The sequence below is a fragment of the Polynucleobacter arcticus genome (genome assembly GCF_013307205.1).
GTDB classification, from domain to species: Bacteria; Pseudomonadota; Gammaproteobacteria; order Burkholderiales; family Burkholderiaceae; genus Polynucleobacter; species Polynucleobacter arcticus.
In genome coordinates this window covers 1287462-1307735 of record NZ_CP028940.1, presented here as the reverse complement: position 1 = coordinate 1307735, position 20274 = coordinate 1287462, and the positions used below count along the sequence as shown (strand labels likewise).

The 20274-nt window shown below is 45.2% G+C and carries 15 protein-coding genes; 12 read left to right on the top strand and 3 right to left on the bottom strand.

Annotated features, from left to right (window positions below; genetic code table 11):
* Nucleotides 1–51: 51 nt before the first annotated feature.
* From DN92_RS06570 to DN92_RS06545, 6 genes are all read left to right on the top strand, one after another.
* A complete protein-coding gene (locus tag DN92_RS06570; RefSeq protein WP_173960484.1) occupies nucleotides 52–2238 on the top strand; it encodes a GmrSD restriction endonuclease domain-containing protein in 2187 nt (728 codons plus the stop codon).
* 91 nt (nucleotides 2239–2329) lie between these two features.
* Nucleotides 2330–4786: a type I restriction-modification system subunit M gene (locus DN92_RS06565; RefSeq protein ID WP_173960483.1), complete on the top strand. Its 2457-nt coding sequence runs from the start codon at nucleotides 2330–2332 to the stop codon at nucleotides 4784–4786.
* Nucleotides 4777–6009, top strand: a complete 1233-nt coding sequence (locus DN92_RS06560; protein WP_173960482.1) for a restriction endonuclease subunit S — start codon at nucleotides 4777–4779, stop codon at nucleotides 6007–6009. Before DN92_RS06565 ends, DN92_RS06560 begins: the two co-directional genes overlap by 10 nt.
* Nucleotides 6006–9059 (top strand): type I restriction endonuclease subunit R, encoded by a 3054-nt coding sequence (locus DN92_RS06555; protein ID WP_173960481.1) that lies wholly within the window; start codon nucleotides 6006–6008, stop codon nucleotides 9057–9059. The genes DN92_RS06560 and DN92_RS06555 overlap by 4 nt, the downstream gene beginning before the upstream one ends.
* Nucleotides 9059–9775 carry a M48 family metallopeptidase gene (locus tag DN92_RS06550; protein ID WP_173960480.1) on the top strand — a complete coding sequence of 239 codons (717 nt, stop codon included), beginning with the start codon at nucleotides 9059–9061 and terminating at the stop codon, nucleotides 9773–9775. Before DN92_RS06555 ends, DN92_RS06550 begins: the two co-directional genes overlap by 1 nt.
* A gap of 15 nt (nucleotides 9776–9790) precedes the next feature.
* Complete coding sequence (locus DN92_RS06545; protein ID WP_173960479.1) at nucleotides 9791–10237, top strand: 5' nucleotidase, NT5C type; 447 nt, start codon at nucleotides 9791–9793, stop codon at nucleotides 10235–10237.
* 39 nt (nucleotides 10238–10276) lie between these two features.
* On the opposite strand, the gene DN92_RS06540 is transcribed toward DN92_RS06545, so the two are convergent.
* The 3 genes from DN92_RS06540 to DN92_RS06530 form a co-directional block, all read right to left on the bottom strand.
* The gene (locus DN92_RS06540; RefSeq protein ID WP_217426013.1) at nucleotides 10277–11686 is read right to left on the bottom strand and encodes an HNH endonuclease; all 1410 of its coding nucleotides are present in this window, start codon (nucleotides 11684–11686) and stop codon (nucleotides 10277–10279) included.
* Complete coding sequence (locus tag DN92_RS06535; RefSeq protein ID WP_173960478.1) at nucleotides 11683–12063, bottom strand: HIT family protein; 381 nt, start codon at nucleotides 12061–12063, stop codon at nucleotides 11683–11685. Before DN92_RS06535 ends, DN92_RS06540 begins: the two co-directional genes overlap by 4 nt.
* 136 nt (nucleotides 12064–12199) lie before the next feature.
* Nucleotides 12200–12400, bottom strand: a complete 201-nt coding sequence (locus DN92_RS06530; protein ID WP_173960477.1) for a helix-turn-helix transcriptional regulator — start codon at nucleotides 12398–12400, stop codon at nucleotides 12200–12202.
* Nucleotides 12401–12940: 540 nt separating this feature from the next.
* On the opposite strand from DN92_RS06530, the gene DN92_RS06525 reads away from it, so the two are divergent.
* The 6 genes from DN92_RS06525 to DN92_RS06500 all read left to right on the top strand — a co-directional run bounded on the left by DN92_RS06525 (nucleotide 12941) and on the right by DN92_RS06500 (nucleotide 20025).
* On the top strand, nucleotides 12941–13933 hold the full coding sequence (locus DN92_RS06525) for a YdaU family protein (RefSeq protein ID WP_173960476.1): 993 nt from the start codon (nucleotides 12941–12943) through the stop codon (nucleotides 13931–13933).
* Complete coding sequence (locus tag DN92_RS06520) at nucleotides 13923–14171, top strand: hypothetical protein (protein WP_173960475.1); 249 nt, start codon at nucleotides 13923–13925, stop codon at nucleotides 14169–14171. The genes DN92_RS06525 and DN92_RS06520 overlap by 11 nt, the downstream gene beginning before the upstream one ends.
* A complete protein-coding gene (locus DN92_RS06515; protein WP_173960474.1) occupies nucleotides 14161–14577 on the top strand; it encodes a hypothetical protein in 417 nt (138 codons plus the stop codon). Before DN92_RS06520 ends, DN92_RS06515 begins: the two co-directional genes overlap by 11 nt.
* 3 nt (nucleotides 14578–14580) lie before the next feature.
* The gene (locus DN92_RS06510) at nucleotides 14581–15897 is read left to right on the top strand and encodes a terminase large subunit domain-containing protein (protein ID WP_173960473.1); all 1317 of its coding nucleotides are present in this window, start codon (nucleotides 14581–14583) and stop codon (nucleotides 15895–15897) included.
* Nucleotides 15898–16355: 458 nt separating this feature from the next.
* Entirely contained in the window at nucleotides 16356–18230 is a 1875-nt protein-coding gene (locus DN92_RS06505; RefSeq protein WP_173960472.1) for an ATP-dependent nuclease, read from the top strand.
* Nucleotides 18211–20025, top strand: coding sequence for a UvrD-helicase domain-containing protein (locus DN92_RS06500; RefSeq protein WP_254598267.1), 1815 nt, complete (start codon nucleotides 18211–18213; stop codon nucleotides 20023–20025). Before DN92_RS06505 ends, DN92_RS06500 begins: the two co-directional genes overlap by 20 nt.
* The last annotated feature ends 249 nt before the right edge of the window (nucleotides 20026–20274 follow it).

Genomic DNA, 20274 nt, shown 5'->3' with positions numbered 1-20274 from the left:
ATAAGACCAACAAATTAGTTAATTTAGAGCCCCTAGTAGCAGGTTGATAATATGGATACACAAGTAAGAACTCCACAGCAAATTTTTATGCAACCCCAGAGGTTGCTGGTACCACTCTTTCAGCGACCATATGTCTGGAATCAGGAGAGTCAATGGATGCCCTTGTGGCAGGATTTAGAAAGGATAGCAAATCGACTGTTAGCTAGCTCAGACCAACATCAGCCTCATTTTTTGGGCGCAGTAGTTTTTCAGCAGATTCAAAATCCTACGGGTAATCTCCAGCAAAGAACGGTTATTGATGGCCAGCAAAGACTAACTACATTACAAATCTTGCTTGACTCTTTACACGCTGAAATTAATTTAGTTGGCGAGTCTGATGCATCAAAAAGACTAGAGCTGCTTATTAGAAATCCTAAAGAATATTGCGATCATCATGAGGATCAATTTAAAGTCTGGCCAACTAATAAAGATCGTCAAGCCTTCAATGAAGTAATGGCTATGGACATGCCAGCTACTTACCAGAGCATTAAGAATAAAGGCTCAAAGCTAGTGCTTGCTCATCAATTCTTTTCCGAGCAATTTAAGCGGTGGCTAAATGAGGGTGGGACTGATGAGATTCCGGCACGTGTGAAGGCTATTGAGCGTACAACGCGAGAATTACTTCAGATCGTGGTGATCGACTTAACTGCTAGTGAAAACGCCCAAGAGATCTTTGAGACCCTTAATGCTAGAGGCTCTCAGTTAACTGCCGCAGACCTTATTAAGAATTTTGTTTTTCAAAGGCTATTAGAGCAGGGCGCAGATATTGAAAGCTCGTACTCCAATCACTGGAAACAGTTTGAAACAGGATTTTGGGAGCAGGAGATTAGCGTTGGTCGCGTCAAAGCACCAAGATCGTCCATCTTTTTGAACCATTGGCTAATCTGCCAAACCACCGAGGAAATTGTATCTAGGGAGGTGTTTTCAAGATTTAAATCTTTCGCAGATTACGATGTCACGCCTATGACAATGCCCGAACTATTGGCAAGAATTCATGCGGCATCAATCAAGTACAAAGATTTTATTGATAGGGGTGATGTGCTTGAGGGCGCTATAGACCGTATTGGCCTGTTCCTATATCGCACTAAAGCAATGGAGATGGAGGTTGTAAAGCCAGTGCTATTGGCAATATTTGATAGAGACCAAGATCAAATAGACCTTAACGATACCAATGCATCTTTAGAAATCATTGAGTCATGGCTTATTAGGCGCATGTTGGTAAGGGGCACAACTAAAGCCTATAACAAAATTATGACTGAGATGATCAAGGTCATTCAAAAAACTCCGGCAGGACAGCTGAGTAGCGCCTTAAGAGCATTCCTTTCAAATCAAACAAGTGATAGCTCCTATTGGCCGGATGACAAGGAAGTTAAGAGCGAGCTTTCTAATTTAATGATTTACAGAAAGATTGGGCGCGGTAGGTTAAGGATGGTACTAGAGGCAATCGAAGATTACCGTCGCGGCTGGATTGGAGATCAAGTTTCCATGTCAGGCGTGCGAGTCCGTCGCGGTACTTATGCAATTGAACATCTTATGCCACAGAGCTGGGAGAGGCATTGGCCATTAACGGATGGATGTACGGAGCAAAATCGCAATGATCGTATTCATAAGCTGGGTAACTTAACTTTACTTAGTAGTAAGTTAAATAGCTCGGTATCTAATGGCTTATGGGGTGGCGAAGAAGGTAAAAGGCATAGCTTGCTTAAGCGCGATGTTTTATTTCTAAATAGATCCGTTACTGATGATGCTGCTTTAGTTTGGGATGAGGGGAAGATTGATGACCGAACAGAAGGCTTGATTGATGACATCCTGGCGATATGGCCAGTCCCTCCTGGGCACCAATCAAGTGCTAGAACTAAAAAGGAAGTAAGTACGATCAGAGTGACCATTCAGGACTTAATTGCCGCCGATCTTTTGCATCCAGGTCAAGTTCTTTATCCCAGCAATTCAAAATCTATAGACGAAACTGCAGTGATTCTTCAGGATGGCTCGATTGGCATTGGCGTCAGTATTTCTGATACACCATCTGGTGCGGGTAAATTTCTTAGAAAGAGGGCAATTAACGGTTGGGGCTTTTGGTTATTGGACCCCCTCACTAAACAGTCTCTACGAGATGTACGCACGCAGTACCTAGACCAGTTAATGGCTGATGGTGCTGATATTGAGGGTGACGATGATGAAGATATCAGCTTAATCTAGTAGTTAATAAATTTAGATGGTGGCATGTGCATGTAAATTAGAATAGTCACATAACCCTCTGTATCAAATAAGAAATTTAAAAAAGCAAATTATGGCAATAAAGAAATCCGAGCTCTATTCCTCCCTTTGGCAATCTTGTGACGAGTTGCGCGGTGGTATGGATGCTAGTCAATATAAAGACTATGTGCTTGTATTGCTCTTTTTAAAGTACGTCAGCGATAAATTCTCTGGAAAGCCATACGCCCCCATTGTCATTCCTCCTGGCGCAAGTTTTGCCGATATGGTAGCCCTTAAGGGCAAGAGTGATATCGGCGATCAAATTAATAAGAAAATTCTAGGCCCTTTAGCTCTAGCTAATAAGTTGTCCGACATGCCCGATTTCAATGACCCTGCGAAATTGGGGGACGGCAAAGAAAAGGTTGATCGACTCACTAACTTAATTACCATCTTTGAAAATCCAGCTTTAGATTTTTCTCAAAATCGTGCTGATGGCGATGACCTCCTTGGCGATGCTTATGAATACCTCATGCGCCACTTTGCAACCGAGAGCGGAAAAAGTAAGGGGCAGTTTTATACCCCGGCAGAGGTCAGTCGCATCATGGCGCAGATATTAGGTATTCGTAATGCAAAGACCACAAATGACACCACGGTTTATGACCCAACATGTGGATCTGGCTCTTTATTGCTAAAAATTGGTGATGAAGCTAAGCGCGGCAAAGATGTGAGGGTAACGCTTTATGGTCAGGAGAAAGACAATGCAACAGCCGGACTTGCGCGTATGAATATGATCCTGCACGACTATGCCACCGCAGAAATTAAGCAAGGCAATACCTTAGCGAATCCACTATTTACCGACGGAGCGGGCCTTAAAACCTTTGACTATGTGGTTGCCAATCCGCCGTTTAGTGATAAACGTTGGAGCACAGGATTGACTCCTGACTCTGACCCTTACGGCCGTTTTGAAGGCTATGGTATCCCCCCGAGTAAGCAGGGTGATTACGCCTATTTATTACACATTCTGCGTTCTATTAAGTCTACCGGCAAAGGGACATGCATTTTGCCTCATGGCGTTCTATTTAGAGGTAATGCTGAGGGTGTAATTAGAAAGAATTTGATTCAGCGCGGCTTGATTAAAGGGATTATTGGATTGCCGGCTAATTTGTTTTATGGAACCGGAATTCCTGCATGCATCATCTTGCTAGATAAGGAGGGTGCCACAGCTCGCAAGGGCATATTTATGATTGATGCCTCCAAAGGATATCGTAAAGATGGCCCCAAGAATCGACTGCGCGAACAAGATCTGCACCGTATCGTTGATATCTTTACCAAGCAGCTAGACACTCCAGGTTTTGCAAGAATGGTTCCTGTAAGTGAAATTAGCGATGAAAAAAACGGCTACAACCTAAATTTGCCGCGCTATATCGACAGTACGGAAGCTGAAGACTTGCAAGATATTGAAGGGCACCTTCGCGGAGGTATTCCGAATCGTGATTTAGATAATCTAAAACCCTATTGGGATGTTATTCCTGCAGTACGGGCAGCATTATTTAAGGAGGATCGCCCCGGTTATAGTCGGTTAAATATTGCAACTAACGATATCAAGCCTGCGATTTTTGACCATCCTGAGTTCGCGAGATTTAATTCTAAGGCAACCAAGTTGTTTGCCGATTGGAAGGCAGCTAACGTCCCATTATTAAAAGGTTTTGATAAGGACGGTCACCCAAAAGCCTTAATTGAATCTATTTCTGAATCTCTCTTGGCAGCATTTGAAAACTCCCCCTTACTTGATTGCTACGACATCTACCAGCATCTGATGGACTTTTGGGATGAGGGAGTGCAGGATGACTGCTACCTTATATCTGCCGATGGTTGGATAGGTTCTGCGCAGCCTAGACTGATCATCGAGGAAAAAGGCAAAAAGAATAAGGTGGACGCTGATTTTATTGTGGGCAAAAAGAAATACACAGCAGAGCTGATTCCTTCTGCGTTAGTAATTGCACGCTACTTTACAAATGAACAAGCTGCCATTGAGGAGCTGGAGTCTCAATTAGCCACCCTTGAGCAGCAATTGGAAGAGGTGGCAGAGGAGCATGGCGGCGAAGGCGGCTTATTAGAAGAGGCAAAAAACGAAAAAGACAAGTTAACCAAAGCATCTGCTACTGCAAGGTTAAAAGAAATCAAAGCCGACAAAGATGTTGATGAAGAGCGTAAGGCGCTGCAAGATTACCTCGCCTTAGTGGAGCAAGAGTCAGAGGCAAATAGCAAAATTAAAGCAGCGAAAGAGGCTTTATTCACCAAGGTCTTTGCTAAATATAGCCAGCTAAGTGAAGACGACATAAAAACCCTAGTAGTAGAGGGCAAATGGATTGCAGCGCTATCAGCTGCGGTACAAGGTGAGCTAGATCGCGTCTCCCAAACTCTAACAGAGCGCCTTCGTGAGCTAGCAGAGCGCTATGAATCACCATTGCCCCAGATCGCCAGTGGGGTAGAGGAACTCTCAAAACGTATAGATGAACATCTTAAAAAGATGGGGGTCACATGGGGGTGATGTCCGGATACAAGTTGACCGAGGTTGGGGTTATACCTAAAGATTGGTCTGTAAAAAAACTTGGAGAAATTGGTGAGAGTTTGATTGGGCTTACTTATCGTCCAGTAGACGTTAGGCAACATGGGGTACTTGTACTTCGATCTTCAAATGTTCAACATAACGATTTATGTTTTGAGGGCAATGTATTCGTTGAGGTTGATGTGCCTCAGCGAATTATGGTTCAAAACGGCGACATACTTGTTTGCGTTAGAAATGGTAGCCGTGAACTCATTGGTAAATGTGCTTTATTAGATGATCGCGCAAATGGCATGACATTCGGGGCGTTCATGGCCGTCTTTCGAAGCAGCCATGGAAAATTATTGAATCAATTATTTCAGTCGGGAATAATAAAGAGGCAAATAAATGAGCATCTTGGCGCAACAATTAATCAAATAACTAATAAGAGTTTAAATTCATTTTACGTACCTTTGCCGCCAACCAATTTTGAACGGAGTGCCATTGCCGAGACTCTCTCTGATGTGGATAGTCTGCTGAAATCTCTAGATCACCTCATAACCAAGAAGCGTAACCTAAAACAAGCCGCCATGCAGCAACTCCTCACGGGGCAGGTTCGACTGCCCGGGTTTGTTGGTCAGTGGTCCCGCAATGAATTGAGGTGCCTTGTCTCAACCCCGATCACTGATGGCCCCCACTTGACGCCAAAATTTTACGATACTGGGGTTCCATTTTTATCTGTTAACAACTTGGTTGATAACAGAATTAATTTAAATGATTTGCGCTATATCTCCAAAGAGGACGACAGCATTTTTGCAAAAAAGTGCAAGCCCAAAAGGGGGGATGTACTGTTAGGGAAAGCTGCCTCAGTGGGAAAGGTGGCTATAGTTGAATCAGACCTTGATTTCAATATTTGGTCACCAATTGCTCTGGTTAGAACTGGTAATCAGATGACCCCCAGATTCCTCTATTATCAATTATTAAGCGCAGACTGCATCAATCAAATTAGACTCCTAACAAATTCCTCATCCCAGGGCAATATCGGCATGGGTGACATTAAAAAAATTCAAGTTTCATATCCTGCCATTGAAGAGCAAATTGCCATCTCAAATATTCTTGCCGACCTTGATGCTGAGTTAGCTAAGCTTGAGGCTCGCCGCGAAAAAACCGCCCTTTTAAAACAAGGCATGATGCAAGAACTGCTCACAGGAAAGACACGCTTGATATGAGTGCCATTGGATTGCCAGAGAGGGCTACGCAAAACCGAGTCATTTCGTTATTTAAAAGTGAATTGGGTTACCGATATCTTGGTGATAAAAGTGACCAAGCAAATAGCAATATTGAGGAAGATTTACTCGCTTCCCATCTCATATCTCGTGGTTACACTGCCGATCAAATTGGTCGCGCAATATATTTTTTAAGAGCCGAAGCAAATAATCCAAATCGCAGTTTGTATGACAACAATAAGGCGGTCTACAGCTTAATGCGTTATGGTGTTGACGTTAAGGTCGACGCTAGCTCTGTTTCAGATACCGTTAAATTAATTGACTGGAACCATCCAGAAGATAATGATTTCTCGATAGCTGAGGAAGTCACCTTACGGGGCAATTTAGAGCGTCGCCCAGATTTAGTCTTGTATGTTAATGGCATAGCAGTTGGAGTTATTGAGCTAAAAAATAGTCGCACATCCATTGGCGATGGCATTCGACAATTACTCTCCAATCAGAGAAAAGACTTCAATGAGTGGTTTTTCTCAACAGTGCAAATCGTCTTCGCTGGAAATGATTCCGAAGGACTTCGTTACGGAACAATCTGCACAGAAGAGAAGTTCTTCTTAGGCTGGAAAGAGGATGAGGCTGATAACCAGCTCTTTAAGTTGGATAAATATCTGCTTAAGATGTGCTCTAAACAGCGCTTGCTTGAACTGATTCACGACTTTGTTCTTTTTGATGGTGGCATTAAAAAGCTGCCTCGTGCTCACCAATATTTTGGTATCAAGGCTGCGCAAAGCAATGTCAACTCCTATAAGAGCGGCATTATTTGGCATACGCAAGGTAGTGGTAAGAGCATTGTGATGGTATTGCTGGCGAAATGGATACTTGAGAATAAGCCTAATGCTCGTATTCTGATATTGACAGATCGGGATGAGCTAGACAAGCAGATTGAGGGCGTATTCAAAGGCAGCGGTGAAGATATTCACCGTACCAATAGCGGTCAGGATCTAATGAAGCAGCTGGGGCAGGCTAAGCCTCGATTGCTTTGTTCTCTTGTACATAAGTTTGGTAAGCAGGGTGTTGAAAATTTTGATGCTTTCATTGAAGAGTTAAAGAAGCAGCCACCCCTTGCTGTGGGTGAGCTATTTGTTTTCGTGGATGAATGCCACCGCACGCAAAGTGGAAAGCTAAATCAGCTTATGAAAGCGATGCTACCCGGAGCAGTCTTTATTGGTTTTACTGGTACACCATTGCTTAAGGAAGACAAGGCGACAACTCTTGAGGTTTTTGGCGGTTATATCCACACCTATAAGTTTGATGAGGGGGTAGAGGACGGGGTCGTGCTTGATCTTATTTATGAAGCCCGTGATGTTGAGCAAAGTCTTGGCTCTCAAGACAAAGTTGATGCATGGTTTGAGGCGAAGACTAAGGGGCTAAATAATTGGCAGAAAGCTGCGTTGCGTAATCAGTGGGGAACAATGCAAAACGTAGTTAGCTCGCGTTCAAGAATGGAGCGAATAGTAAGCGACATCGTATTTGATTTTGGTGTTAAGCCGCGATTATCAAGCGAGAGAGGTAACGCAATTCTTGTAGCGGCGAGTATTTACGATGCCTGTAAGTACTACGAACTATTTCAAAAGACAGTATTTAAAGGAAAATGCGCAGTTATCACCTCTTACAACCCTCAAGCTCAGGATGTGACTCTAGAAGAGACCGGGGCAAATAGCGAGACGGATAAGCAGTTTTTGTATAACACTTACACTGCGCTACTTAAAGAAGTTGAGCCAGCCCCCAACAAGAGTAAAACCGAGACCTACGAGGACTGGGCTAAGAATTTATTCAAAGATCAGCCTGCGAATATGCGCTTATTGATTGTGGTGGATAAATTGCTTACCGGGTTTGATGCTCCACATTGCACCTATCTGTATATCGATAAATCCATGCAAGACCATGGCTTATTCCAAGCTATTTGTCGAACTAATCGTCTCGATGGAGACGACAAGCCCTTTGGCTATATTGTCGATTACAAAGATTTGTTTAATAAAGTACAGGGTGCAATTTCTGTATACACCTCAGAAGTTGATCATGATGATGCGGGGGGAGGCAGTCCCGATATCATTTTGCAAGATCGGTTAAAGAAAGGTCGTCAACGACTGGATGGAGCCTTAGAAGGAATTGCATTATTGTGCGAGCCAGTGCAGCCACCCCAAGGGGAGTTGGAGCATATTCACTACTTTTGCGGGAATACTGAAAAAGTCGATGATCTCAAGGCTACAGAACCACAACGCGTTGCACTCTATCAGGCGACGGTAGCATTGGTTCGTGCATATGCGAATATTGCGGATGAAATGTCTAAGGCAGGCTATACCCAAACTGAAATCGAGAAGATTAAACGTGAAATCGATGTCTATTTGAAGTTGCGCGAGATTATTCGCCAGGCTAGCGGCGAAACTATTGACCTAAAGGCATATGAGGCAGATATGCGCCATTTAATTGACACATATATTGAGGCTTCAGAGCCGAGAGAAATATCTGATTTTGGCGAAACGGGCCTTCTAGATCTGATCGTTAAAAGTGGAATCGCTGAAGCCATTAATAATCTACCAAAAGGCATTAAGAAAAATTCACAGTCAGTTGCGGAAACCATTGCTAATAATATTCGAAGCAAAATTATAAAAAAACACCTCAATGACCCAGCGTTCTACGATAAGATGTCAGTCTTATTGATAGAAGTCTTGGATCATTTACGCCAGCAACAGATAAGTTATGAGGAATTTTTAAAGCGGATTGCTGATATTGCCAAGCAAGTTCAGGTTGGTGCGGCGAAAGATACTCCGATTGCACTTAACACCGCCGGTAAAAGAGCCTTATTTAATAACCTAGGCGGCAATGAAGTGCTGGCACTCCAAATTGATGCGATGGTGAAGCATGTTCGACCCGACTCCTTCCGGGGAAATTTGGCCAAGGAGAGGGTAATAAAGGCTGCGCTTATGCCCATTCTTGGGAATGACCAGGCTGAAGTAGAGCGTATTTTTTCTATCATTGTTGCCCAGACTGAATACTGATGAAATCTCAAATTCAAATTGGTGAGATGGCCCTGGAAGTTGTCCGTAAAAATATTAAGAATGTGCACCTTAGCGTGCATCCACCGCTTGGGCGCGTTACTATTTCAGCCCCAATACACATGGAGCTGGATACCATTCGTGTATTTGCTGTTGCCAAGGTTGGCTGGATTCGTCAACAGCAGGCACTAATGAAGTCACAAGATCGCGAGACGCTACGTGAAATTATCAATCGCGAAAGTCATTATGTTTGGGGCGAACGCTATTTGATGAAAGTGATTGAAAGCGATGTTGCAGCGTCAATCTCGCTAAATCATAAGCACATAGTTGTTCGGGTTCGTCCGGCCTGGCATGAAGATAAGAAGCATGAGTTGCTTGATTCTTGGTATAGGCTTCAACTTGCTGAAGCTCTTCCAGGCATCTTACGGAAGTGGGAAAAAAAAATTGGTGTTCAGGTGAGTGGTTTTTTTGTAAGACGCATGAAAACTAAATGGGGTAGTTGTAATCCCCATGCCAGAACCATTCGATTGAATACGGATTTGGCAAAAAAGCCCCGAGAGTGCTTAGAATATGTTGTTGTTCACGAGCTGGTTCATTTGTTAGAGCCGTCGCATAACGATCGATTTATCCAGTTAATGGATCACTATATGCCTAAGTGGCAGTCTCATCGACAGTTACTAAATAGTTTGCCAGTGAGACATGAGAGCTGGGCATATTAACTCGGAGGTTAAAGGATGAAAACACTCTACATAGATATGGATAACGTATTAGTAGATTTTCCATCAGGAATCGCAAGAACCCCTGAGCATATACAAGACCAGTATGAAGACCGATTTGATGAGGTTCCAGGCATCTTCTATTTAATGGATCCAATTCCGGGTGCAATTGCTGCATATGAAGAGTTGGCTACCATGTTCGACACCTATATTCTTTCAACTGCCCCCTGGGGTAATCCGAGCGCTTGGTCGGATAAATTGCTGTGGGTAAAAGACTATCTAGGTAAGCCAGCATATAAACGCTTAATCCTAAGTCACCATAAGAATCTGAATGATGGAGATTTCTTGGTCGATGATCGTCTTAAGAATGGGGTAGATCGATTTAAGGGTCAGCATATTCACTTTGCAACCCCTGAGTTTCCAGATTGGGAAACTGTTGTCCGTTATTTAAGGGCTAGAGCCTAGCAAGCATATTTAGTGGTTTGGAAATAATGAGCTTTTGCGTCACACCATAACCACATCCCTGTGGTACTCCAAAAACTGTTGCTGCTCATTCCTAAAGCCACCTACATTGATGCTCTTATCGATACACCATTTATCTAGAACAGAATTATCTAATTGGCTTGAAAGAATTAGATTGCCATTTCCCTCAAATGAGATAAATCCCTTATCAAATAAATGATCAATATGGGGTGCTAACAGTAGGCCGTTATAGCCACTAATTTTTTCAGCATCATTCGATTTAGTCCATGGCTTGATATGGCTTGCAATGAGGTGTCTTGGATTTGTGACCTTAGTTACCCTACAAGCTCGCTCAATTTGCCTTACTTGTGCTTTGAAAATTCCTTGGCCTCGTCTTGAGTTAACGATTTGGGTTTTCTGTGTGGGTCCAATATCGGTTCTCATGATGATTTCTTTAACTTCTGCGATTTCATCATTGGGGGGAACAAAGTTTAGATTTTTAGATAACTCATCAACAATCGAATCTCCTACGCCCCGAGATAGTGCTATTAGTACATCAGCCATTTCCTCAGAAATCTCTGCCAAATAGATTTGGTTGCCAGATCCATCGGGACGAATTGGTGAGAGTAAATCAGGCAGCGTAGGGCTTAAAAGACCCATATGGTCTTTAGGCTTAAATTGGGCCATCCCCAATTCTTGAAAAGCGACATCTACTAGCCAACCGTCGTCCGACCAATTAGCTCCTGCACTACCAAAGTCAGGTTTAACGCTGGACTGTGCTGGGTTTGTAACAACCCCAATAGCTTTGATATAGGTATCCGCAAAGGAAAATACAACATCACCTATTTTCATATCTTTCATGAAATCATACGAAGGTACTCGGCCACCCCTGGAGTTTGTTTTAGGTGACCACATGAAGTTGCCGGGAACTTCATGTTTGTAGGTTTGATTTTGGCTTACCCACCAATATTTTCTATCTAATAGCTTTATTGTGGGTGCAGCATCAGCTAGTAAAGATGACTGTAAGGGCTCTGGCACAAACTGAGTCATGAGGCTCTCAGAAATCTCCGCAATCAATTCAGGATTATTTCTGATTCCCAGATAAAGGCCATCTTTAAGTTGTGCAGAGACTTTAGCTTCAATCAGTTGGCTGGGAGTGGGCGTGCTGCTCTGTGAGCTCAATTCAGCTGGGGCATTGATATCCCATAACCCATCATTCTTTAATCGCCAGAAGGGCTCATTCCGGGTATTTGAGGCGTTGTTAGAGCCATACTTCTCAAGCCACTTTTTGAGATCATGATCAAGTTCTTCAAATGTAAAGTTATTAGCATGTCCGTTCAGAAATCTTTCAAGCAATAACAAAATCAGAATTGGCTTGTGCAGCGCATAACCATTACCCAGCCTTCCACAATTAATTGAGCTAAAGAGTTTGAGGATTTCAGAATTAGTCATTCCCAATACTTCGCTTTCTCAGGAAGAATCCATCTCACGCCGCCCCTAGGATCATCTTGATCATCCTTGTATCTTGGGATGAGGTGCATGTGTAGGTGGGGCACTGTTTGACCTGCTGTTGGTCCATCATTAATGCCGATGTTGTAACCATCAGGGCTAAATTCATTTTGCAGATTAGTTTTGGCTCTTTCGAGTAGTTCCAATAGCCCCAGTTGCTCTTCCTTGCTGGTAGCAAACCAAGAACCAACATGTCTTTTGGGGATAACCAAGGTATGGCCTGGAGAAATAGGGAATCCATCCCGAATCGTCATGCCAAATTCATTTGAGTCAATGATTCGCTCAACTGGTAAGGTGCAGAAGGGGCAGGGCTTGGTCATGATGAGGGTGTATTAATTAGCATATTTGTAATTTATATACTATTCCATCTGGCTAGCTCAAGGCGTGAGCCAGAGGCGAACTTTAGATCTTTATTAAGACAGGCCCTCTAGGCCCGCCCCACGGCACCACTCATCGTTACATTCCAACTTTCCCCCTTATAAAATCCTGTACCTGCTCAATAGTCCAAAAAGAAGACCTACCAATTTTGATTGGCTTCGGAAACTCGCCTTTCTGAACCATGAGCCAAAACTTCGATTTCGAAATCGGTAGCATTTCCAATATCTGAGGAATGCGCATTAAGGTGACCTGTCTATCTTTTGCTGTGATCTCATTCATATCGTTCTCCTTAACGGACAGGCTTTGAGTGTTTTCGATATACCTCCAATACCAATTTTGCAGAACTTATTTTTGTGTATCCATACGAGCGATACAAACTGTAAAGTCGAATTGCCACCATTAAATTAATCTCCCATTGTGTTTTCTTATGCATCATTTTGTGTGCTGCTGAAGTGCAATGTAGTCAACGAAATTTGGGCGGTCAATCAAATGTCAATACCCACTTTGAAGACGCATATTCATTTTTGACTACAAAAAAATATTTATTCATAGAAGTGACATAACCCATATAAATAAATGGCTACAGTCTTGTCAGTAAGTTCTGATAGCGCGAGGAGGGTGGTGGACACACTTAGACCAACAAACACTTCAGATAAAGAAAATCATTCTTATGAATTTACTAAACATGGATTACAGAGAATTGATGAATAAATAAGTTAAAGAAAAATTCAGAAAAAACACGTTTGACGTCGAGCATTTCAGTTGATAGATTGTGATGTGTTTCATTCTCATCAACACATCAAACGGAGACTGTCTTATATGAATTATTATGAGCATCACATCGGAGATTACTCACAAGCTACTTCGCATTTAAGCTTCATTGAAGACGCGACTTACAGTCGCCTCATTCGAAAGTACTATGCCACTGAAAAGCCTATGCCAGCTGATATCAAGACTGTGCAGCGTTTAGTGAATGCCAAATCCAAAGAAGAGAAAAATGCAGTGGAATTGGTTCTCAATGAATTTTTCATTCTGACTGACGATGGGTGGAGACAAGGCCGATGCGATCATGAAATCGCGCGTTTTAAGGATAAGCAGGCTAAAGCTAAACGCAGTGCTGATAGTCGTTGGCAGCCCTCTATTGCTGTTGGTGCTGTTGCTGAGGTCAAGATAGATCTTGATTCAAAACCAGCATGCGTTCGCATTGCAGACGCATTGCCAAGGCAATGCTCACCAGACACCAATCACCAGTCTCCAAACACCAAACTCCAATCAATCAAATCAAAAGGTGAAACCAGGGTAAAAAATATTCCTGATTCAGTACCCGTTGAAGAAAAGGATGCTCAAGGAGTTCCTGGCGATATGCATAAACGCTTTGCCGAATTGATCTGCAAAGAAGGCTCCTCGGTCTCGGTTGCTGATTGTCGAATTAAAGACATGGTTGCAACTGGTGCAAGTGAAGCCGAAGTGATTAGCGCAATCGCAATTGCAAGGGAAATGCGTAAGAAGATTTCTACTGCTAGCCCCATTAATGCTGGTTATGTATTGGCGATCGTGAAATGCGAGATGAAAAAAAGAGCGGTCGCTAGCGCCGGTGATCTTGCTTGGTGGAAAACTAACGACGGAATTGATGCAAAGGGACGTGAGCTATCCATGCGTGCTCAAGGTTCTGAATCCTATGAGTCCTACAAGGCTCGTATTTTTGCTCAACTGCGCAAATCCCAGGAGATGCCTGATCCTCAGGTGGCGCTTGAGTCGAAAGCCCCTGTTTTGATTGCAGAGGTTTATCAGGAGGGGCGCCATGTCAACTAATTACCGTTTAGCGGGTGTGGTGGAGCGCCTTGATATGGAGGACTTTCCGATTGGTTCAGAGGTTCAAACGCCAAGTGGTCGTATTGGTACCGTGATTAAGCATCGAGGAGCCCAGAGTCGTCATGACCTATTTCAGAGAATCATCATTGAGTTTCATGAACCTATTGGAGATACCGTAGCACTGCAACCCCACCTATTAACCATGGTTAATAGAATCCAGGTGAGTCATGACTGCTAAGAAGTCAAAGGGGGTAAAAAAGCAAACTTCTTTAAAAACCAAGGATCTTCCCAATGTTGGGATAAGTCAGATTGTGGCAAACCATCCATGCGCCTCTGATGACATTACTCCACTTAAGTTAATGCTCAAGATCATGCACGAGCTTTATGCGGAGGCGGAGCGCTGTGCCGCCAATGCAGATCAAAGTGCAGATCTTTTTGGCCGAGCAGACAGTAACGAAACCCGTGTCAAGCTTCTTAATATGGCTGCTTCTGTTGGAAGGCATGTGGCGCCTTATATTCACCCTCGCTTATCTGCTATTGAGCACACCGGTAAAGATGGCGCACCACTACAAAGTGGAGTCTTGGTTGTACCAAGCGCTATGAGCATAGATGATTGGGAGCAAGCAGCCCAAGCAAAACACTAGCTCATGAAAACCATCTGGGCACCATTGCCTGGTAGCCAGACCTTGTTTCTGACATGTCCTGTGTATGAAGTGTTGCTCGAAGGCACCAGAGGAGGGGGCAAGACAGATACATTGCTCATGAGCTATGCCCAGCATGTAGGTAGAGGTTTCGGGGATCATTGGCGTGGTACCTTATTCCGTCTGACCTATCCACAATTGGCTGATGTAGTGGCCAAGAGCAAGCGCTGGTTCTATCAAATCTTTCCAGGTGCCAAGTTCAATGAATCTGATTACGTATGGAAGTGGCCCACCGGGGAGATGCTGTACTTTCGTTATGGGGCCAATGAAGACGATTACTGGAATTACCATGGTCATGAATACCCTTGGCTAGGATTTGAAGAATTAACCAACTGGCGCAATCTCTCGTTCTACGAAGCAATGCACTCTACTTGCCGTTCTTCACACCCCGGTATGCCTAGGATGGTAAGAGCTACATGCAATCCATTTGGAGTAGGCCATGCATCAGTAAAGGAAAGATTTCAGATTGGGGCAGTCCCCGCAGGACAGATTATTAGGCATGAGGGTGCACTACCTAGGGTCAGAATTCATTCAACGATTTATGAGAATACCCATCTCCTAAAAAACGATCCCAACTACCTGATGAGCCTAGAGTCACTAAGCGATCCAAACAGGCGTAGAGCCTGGTTAGAAGGTGATTGGGATATCCACGTGGGAAGTTTCCTTGAAGGCGTGTGGCAGCCCTCTAAACACGTTGTAGAACCATTCGCAATCCCACCGACATGGAAGGTTTGGCGATCCATGGATTGGGGATACGCCAGACCATATGCCGTCTATTGGTTTGCTTTATCTAATGATGGAGTCTATTACCTATGGAGAGAGCTCTATGGGTATGGTGATAAAGAAAACACTGGCACTAGAGAAGACGCGACGGTGGTTGCTGAAAAAATTAAGAATATCGAGATCCACGACCAGCGCCTAGGATATGAATACCGCATGAACCTAGCTGACCCATCTATTTTTTCAAAGATCGGAGCAGAGAGGTCGATAGGGCAAATATTTAGAGACAAAGGTGTGAAATGGACCGAGGCATATAACGCTCCTAGAAGCAGAGTCAATGGCGCTCAAGAAATCATCCGTCTATTAGCCGAAGAAAGGTTAAAGATATTTAACAATTGCAAGCATTGGATAAGAACTGTTCCGCAATTACCGCCAGATTCATTAAACCCGGAAGATATAGATACCGATGCCGAAGATCATGCTTGGGATGCGACGAGGTATGGGGTGATGAGGGCGAGAAGGATTGCCGATACTGTTATTTGATAAACGAAAAATCTGCTTTAGATCCCATTTCTGTCATTCAACTAAGTTTTTTTGTGGTGCTTGACAGATAGACAACGGCCAATTGCAGTCCTTCGCGAACGGCAGTTATCTGGCGACGTGTTGGAACTGCCGAGGTCGGAGCTCACTGTTGCACCCTGGTTTCAATAGATCTAGATTTAGTGCACGCATGTCCCTGAACCTTGGCTAACTGAATAGCTCAGTTGATGACGATATGCTGAGTTCAATGTGCGGTAGGTGGTACGTCTTAGAAAAGGTCAACTAGAATGGGGCGTAATAGTATCCACACCTACATAGCCCGTTGGTTGACAGAACCCAACTTCCGGTCTGCCGTTTGACTAAGCTGCAAAATGCCTTGACACGAGTCGCTCAAATAAACCAAACTATCTCAAAGATAGGCGGGGCACATTCGCTTTCACAATATCAAAAGGGATGAGCTCATGCAGGTCGCACACATTCATATCCAGAACTTCCGAGGCGTCAAAGAGGCCTCCCTCTTTTTCTCCCAACACGCCGTTCTGCTCGGTGATAACAATACGGGGAAGACGACAGTTTTGGAAGCCCTAGACCTGACACTTGGTCCGGACAGGCTGAATCGCACTCCCCCAATTGATGAGCATGACTTCTATCGAGGGCAGTACCACACCAAAAACATAGGGGCTGCCCAGCCTATCGTCGCAGTTGACGCACCAGGTGCACTTGGTGCCGAAGGCGCAAAAGGAGAGGCTGCAGGGGAGGAAGTGGCTCCGAAGGAGGCCCTAATGATCAATATTGAAGTGACTATCATTGACCTAACGGGGGAGCAGCAGGCGCGGTTTGGCGACTATGTCGAGTTCTGGGACTCGAAACAGAAAAAACTTTACAGCGATGCTGTGCCGGAAGGTGTGGACGCTGCAAACATAACGCATGCCCTGCGTGTCACGTTCTTGGGCCACTATGACCCAGAGGAAGACGATTTTGAAGGAAAGACATACTACGCAAGTTCGATTACCGGCGGTTCGCCAGTGTCATTTAACAAGAAGGATAAGCAGGTCTGTGGCTTCCTCTATCTACGTTCAGTGCGCACTGGTTCACGTGCGCTAAGTCTTGAACGAGGAAGCCTGCTCGACATCATCCTGCGCCTGAAGGAAGTACGTCCGCAGATGTGGGAGGGTGCAATCGAGAACCTGGCGTCATTCTCGGTAGCTGAAGACCCAGCACTAGGCATATCAGGTGTGCTGAAGAGCATCAACACGGCGTTGAAGAAGTACGTTCCAAAAGAGTGGGGAGTAGAGCCTCATCTAAAAGTCTCAAATCTGACCCGTGAACATTTACGAAAAGTCATCACCGCGTTCATCGCAACAGGTGAAGGTGACCACGCCGCCCCCTTCTACCGTCAAGGAACAGGAACGATCAACATGCTGGTCCTTGCTATGTTGTCTCAGATTGCCGAAGACAAGCAGAACGTCATCTTCGCAATGGAGGAGCCGGAGACGGCCATCCCGCCTTACGCGCAGAAAACTATTATCCATGAGGTCCGCAAGCTTGCCTCACAAACGCTGTTCACCTCACACTCGCCCTATGTGCTAGAAGAGTTTGCGCTGACTGAGACGATTGTTCTGGCGCGCAACGCGGCCGGGGAACTTCAGCAGGCGGAGGTTGTACTCCCAGACAGTGTGAAGTTGAAACGGTATCGGCAACAATTTCGGCAAAGATTCTGCGAGGGGCTGCTTGCGCGACGAGTCCTAATAGCTGAAGGAGCGACAGAATCTGATTCGTTCCCGGTTGCATGCCGGAGACTCGCAGAACTCAAGCCCGAGACCTATTCTTCCATTGAGGCGCTTGGTGTCTGCATCGTGAATGCCGATGGTGATGGCAATATCCCTGATATGGCAAGACTTTACAAAGCTATTGGCAAACGGACATTCGCCCTTTGCGACCTACAAGATGCTCCTGCGAAGGCCCTGATTGAGGCTCAGGTCGAACATTTGTACATGCACGGGGAAAAGGGTATTGAAAATCTCGTACTCAAGAACACCCCCAAAGCCGCAATGGAGAGGTTCTCTGACCTGATCCAGTGGCCTCAGGACCTGCTCCAGAAGTATCCAGACCCAAAAACAAACATCATCGATGCTCTGAGTGACTACTTCGGCAAGACGAAGGCGGACTTGGGAGTTGCCGATTATCTGGCCCAGTGCAGTGAGGACGAGATTCCTCAATGGATTCGCGATGCCTGCATCCACTTGAAAGAACTGTGCACGCCACCTGCTCCTTTGTCTTTTGCAGCCGATGTGTCGCCAGGAGGAGAACCAGGCGATGGCAATGAAGCTCTCTGAGAAGCAAAAGCAGATATTTGCCGCTGAAGGCCATCTTCTAGTCGCAGGAGGACCTGGCTCTGGGAAAACGACTATTTCAATCCTTAAAGCTGCACAGGCTGCCGAGACCAGGCTACGACCGAGCCAGGAAATTTTGTTTCTGAGTTTCGCGCGAGCAACGATCAGCCGGGTGATCGAAGCTATTGAGAATGAACACGACATAGATCCTGTGATCAAGCGGCGGATCCATGTCGAGACCTACCATTCGTTCTTCTGGCGTTTGCTAAACGCACACGGCTATCTGCTCGGCTTGCCGCGCTCGCTGGCCATACTTACGCCCGCTGGTGAGGCCATAGCCCTTTCGAACATCCGAAATTCATTCGAGGCCGAGAAAAAGCTAACCTCGGAGCAAAAGATTGATAAAAGAGCTCAGCTGCAGAAGGAACGTGAGCGCCAGGCTAGAAATGAAGGCCGAGTCAGCTTTGATCTCTTCGCGCGTTATGTTGCTGAACTTCTAGAGCGCAGCGACAGACTTCGTAAGCTTATTGCAATACGCTATCCACTGATTGTGTTGGACGAATTCCAGGACACAAATGCCGACCAGTGGCGAGTGGTTCGGCAACTCGGCAGAGAGGCGACCTTGATGGCCCTTGCTGATCCCGAACAAAGAATTTACGATTGGATTGGAGCAGACCCCGCACGGCTCGATCAATTTCGTATGGAGTTTATGCACACTGAGGTTGATATGCAGGGTGACAACCACCGAAGCAACGGTACTGACATCCTCCTCTTTGGCAATGATGTGCTCAAGGGAAAATTCACGAAGAATGAATACGTTGGCATCGAGGTCAACACTTACCCGGCGAATGAGAATCAGGCCCTTGCCACGCTTATGACGACGACTTACGCCATAAGAAAGCGTCTTGTTGCCTCAAACCAAAAAGGATGGTCTCTCGCCGTGTTGGTACCGACGAAGAAAATGACTAGGCTTGTTTCCGACGCTTTTCGGGAGCCCCCTGAAAAGTTGACACCGATTCACCATATGGCCTCAATAGACCTCGACGCGGCGATCCTCGCTGCAGAAGTAGTTTCTTACCTACTTCAGCCGCCGAGTCTCTTTCATTTGGAGGGATTCATCGATTTGATTTGCAACTACTTCCGTGGCAAGGGTGGTGATGACCCCTCAAAGACTGACCTTGCAAAAGCTGACTCCATCAGGAAGGCATTTGCGAAGTACCGTGAGAAGAAGTCGGCTGGTCAAGCAGTTCCTGCAAACAGCATCGCTGTGGCGATGGTTGCTAGCTACGAGGCAGCTTGCGCCGCAGTTTTTACGGGCGATCCTGAGAAAGACTGGGTCTCAATCAGAAAAGCTCTTGATGGTGGCCCGTGTACCCGCCTCAAAAGCATAGCGATTGAAGTCAGAAATATCAGACTTCTTGAACGTGGAACACAGCTCCGGCAGGATTTGTCTAAAAACTGGCGTGACTTTGGGGGTTACAAAGACGCTTTAGCCATCACGCAACAAGCATTTGTGCGGGAACACTTCTCAACACAATCCAAGCCTGAACAGGGAGTGATTGTGATGAACATGCACAAGGCAAAAGGAAAGCAGTTTGACGAGGTAATAATCTTTGAAGGCTGGCCCAGATACGTCAATAAAGAGATTATCGCCAACCCAGACCGTATTGTGCGCGGGAACGACCGCAAGAACGCCGACAGTCAGTCTAGGCAGAACATGCGTGTGAGCATCACACGAGGTAAGAGGACTACTACGATTCTCACGCCAGACAATGATCCTTGCGTCCTACTCTTCTGAACGCAATGCGGTTCGCCGACTCTCCGTTTTTCACGGCTACAAATAAGTCAATATTGTCGTTAGCAAAGAAAATAGACCGGGCCCAACCCCGACCATTGCCAATTGACAGACCGTCATTTAAGTGATCATTAGGGATGGGGGTTGGATACGCTGAGATGTCTGCTATTGGGTAACCGGTCTTTGGATTGCTACGTCTGCAATGGGTCGACTAGTGCCTGTTGGATTGTGACATGAGGATGTCTGCTCTTC

What these genes read in the sequence shown, in the direction of transcription:
- DN92_RS06515 (WP_173960474.1), top strand. Translation starts at nt 14,161, where the DNA reads ATGACTGCTAAGAAGTCAAAGGGGGTAAAAAAGCAAACTTCTTTAAAA.
- DN92_RS06540 (WP_217426013.1), bottom strand. Translation starts at nt 11,686, where the DNA reads ATGACTAATTCTGAAATCCTCAAACTCTTTAGCTCAATTAATTGTGGA.
- DN92_RS06520 (WP_173960475.1), top strand. Translation starts at nt 13,923, where the DNA reads ATGTCAACTAATTACCGTTTAGCGGGTGTGGTGGAGCGCCTTGATATG.
- DN92_RS06505 (WP_173960472.1), top strand. Translation starts at nt 16,356, where the DNA reads ATGCAGGTCGCACACATTCATATCCAGAACTTCCGAGGCGTCAAAGAG.
- DN92_RS06525 (WP_173960476.1), top strand. Translation starts at nt 12,941, where the DNA reads ATGAATTATTATGAGCATCACATCGGAGATTACTCACAAGCTACTTCG.
- DN92_RS06545 (WP_173960479.1), top strand. Translation starts at nt 9,791, where the DNA reads ATGAAAACACTCTACATAGATATGGATAACGTATTAGTAGATTTTCCA.
- DN92_RS06530 (WP_173960477.1), bottom strand. Translation starts at nt 12,400, where the DNA reads ATGAATGAGATCACAGCAAAAGATAGACAGGTCACCTTAATGCGCATT.
- DN92_RS06565 (WP_173960483.1), top strand. Translation starts at nt 2,330, where the DNA reads ATGGCAATAAAGAAATCCGAGCTCTATTCCTCCCTTTGGCAATCTTGT.
- DN92_RS06555 (WP_173960481.1), top strand. Translation starts at nt 6,006, where the DNA reads ATGAGTGCCATTGGATTGCCAGAGAGGGCTACGCAAAACCGAGTCATT.
- DN92_RS06550 (WP_173960480.1), top strand. Translation starts at nt 9,059, where the DNA reads ATGAAATCTCAAATTCAAATTGGTGAGATGGCCCTGGAAGTTGTCCGT.
- DN92_RS06510 (WP_173960473.1), top strand. Translation starts at nt 14,581, where the DNA reads ATGAAAACCATCTGGGCACCATTGCCTGGTAGCCAGACCTTGTTTCTG.
- DN92_RS06500 (WP_254598267.1), top strand. Translation starts at nt 18,211, where the DNA reads ATGGCAATGAAGCTCTCTGAGAAGCAAAAGCAGATATTTGCCGCTGAA.
- DN92_RS06560 (WP_173960482.1), top strand. Translation starts at nt 4,777, where the DNA reads ATGGGGGTGATGTCCGGATACAAGTTGACCGAGGTTGGGGTTATACCT.
- DN92_RS06535 (WP_173960478.1), bottom strand. Translation starts at nt 12,063, where the DNA reads ATGACCAAGCCCTGCCCCTTCTGCACCTTACCAGTTGAGCGAATCATT.
- DN92_RS06570 (WP_173960484.1), top strand. Translation starts at nt 52, where the DNA reads ATGGATACACAAGTAAGAACTCCACAGCAAATTTTTATGCAACCCCAG.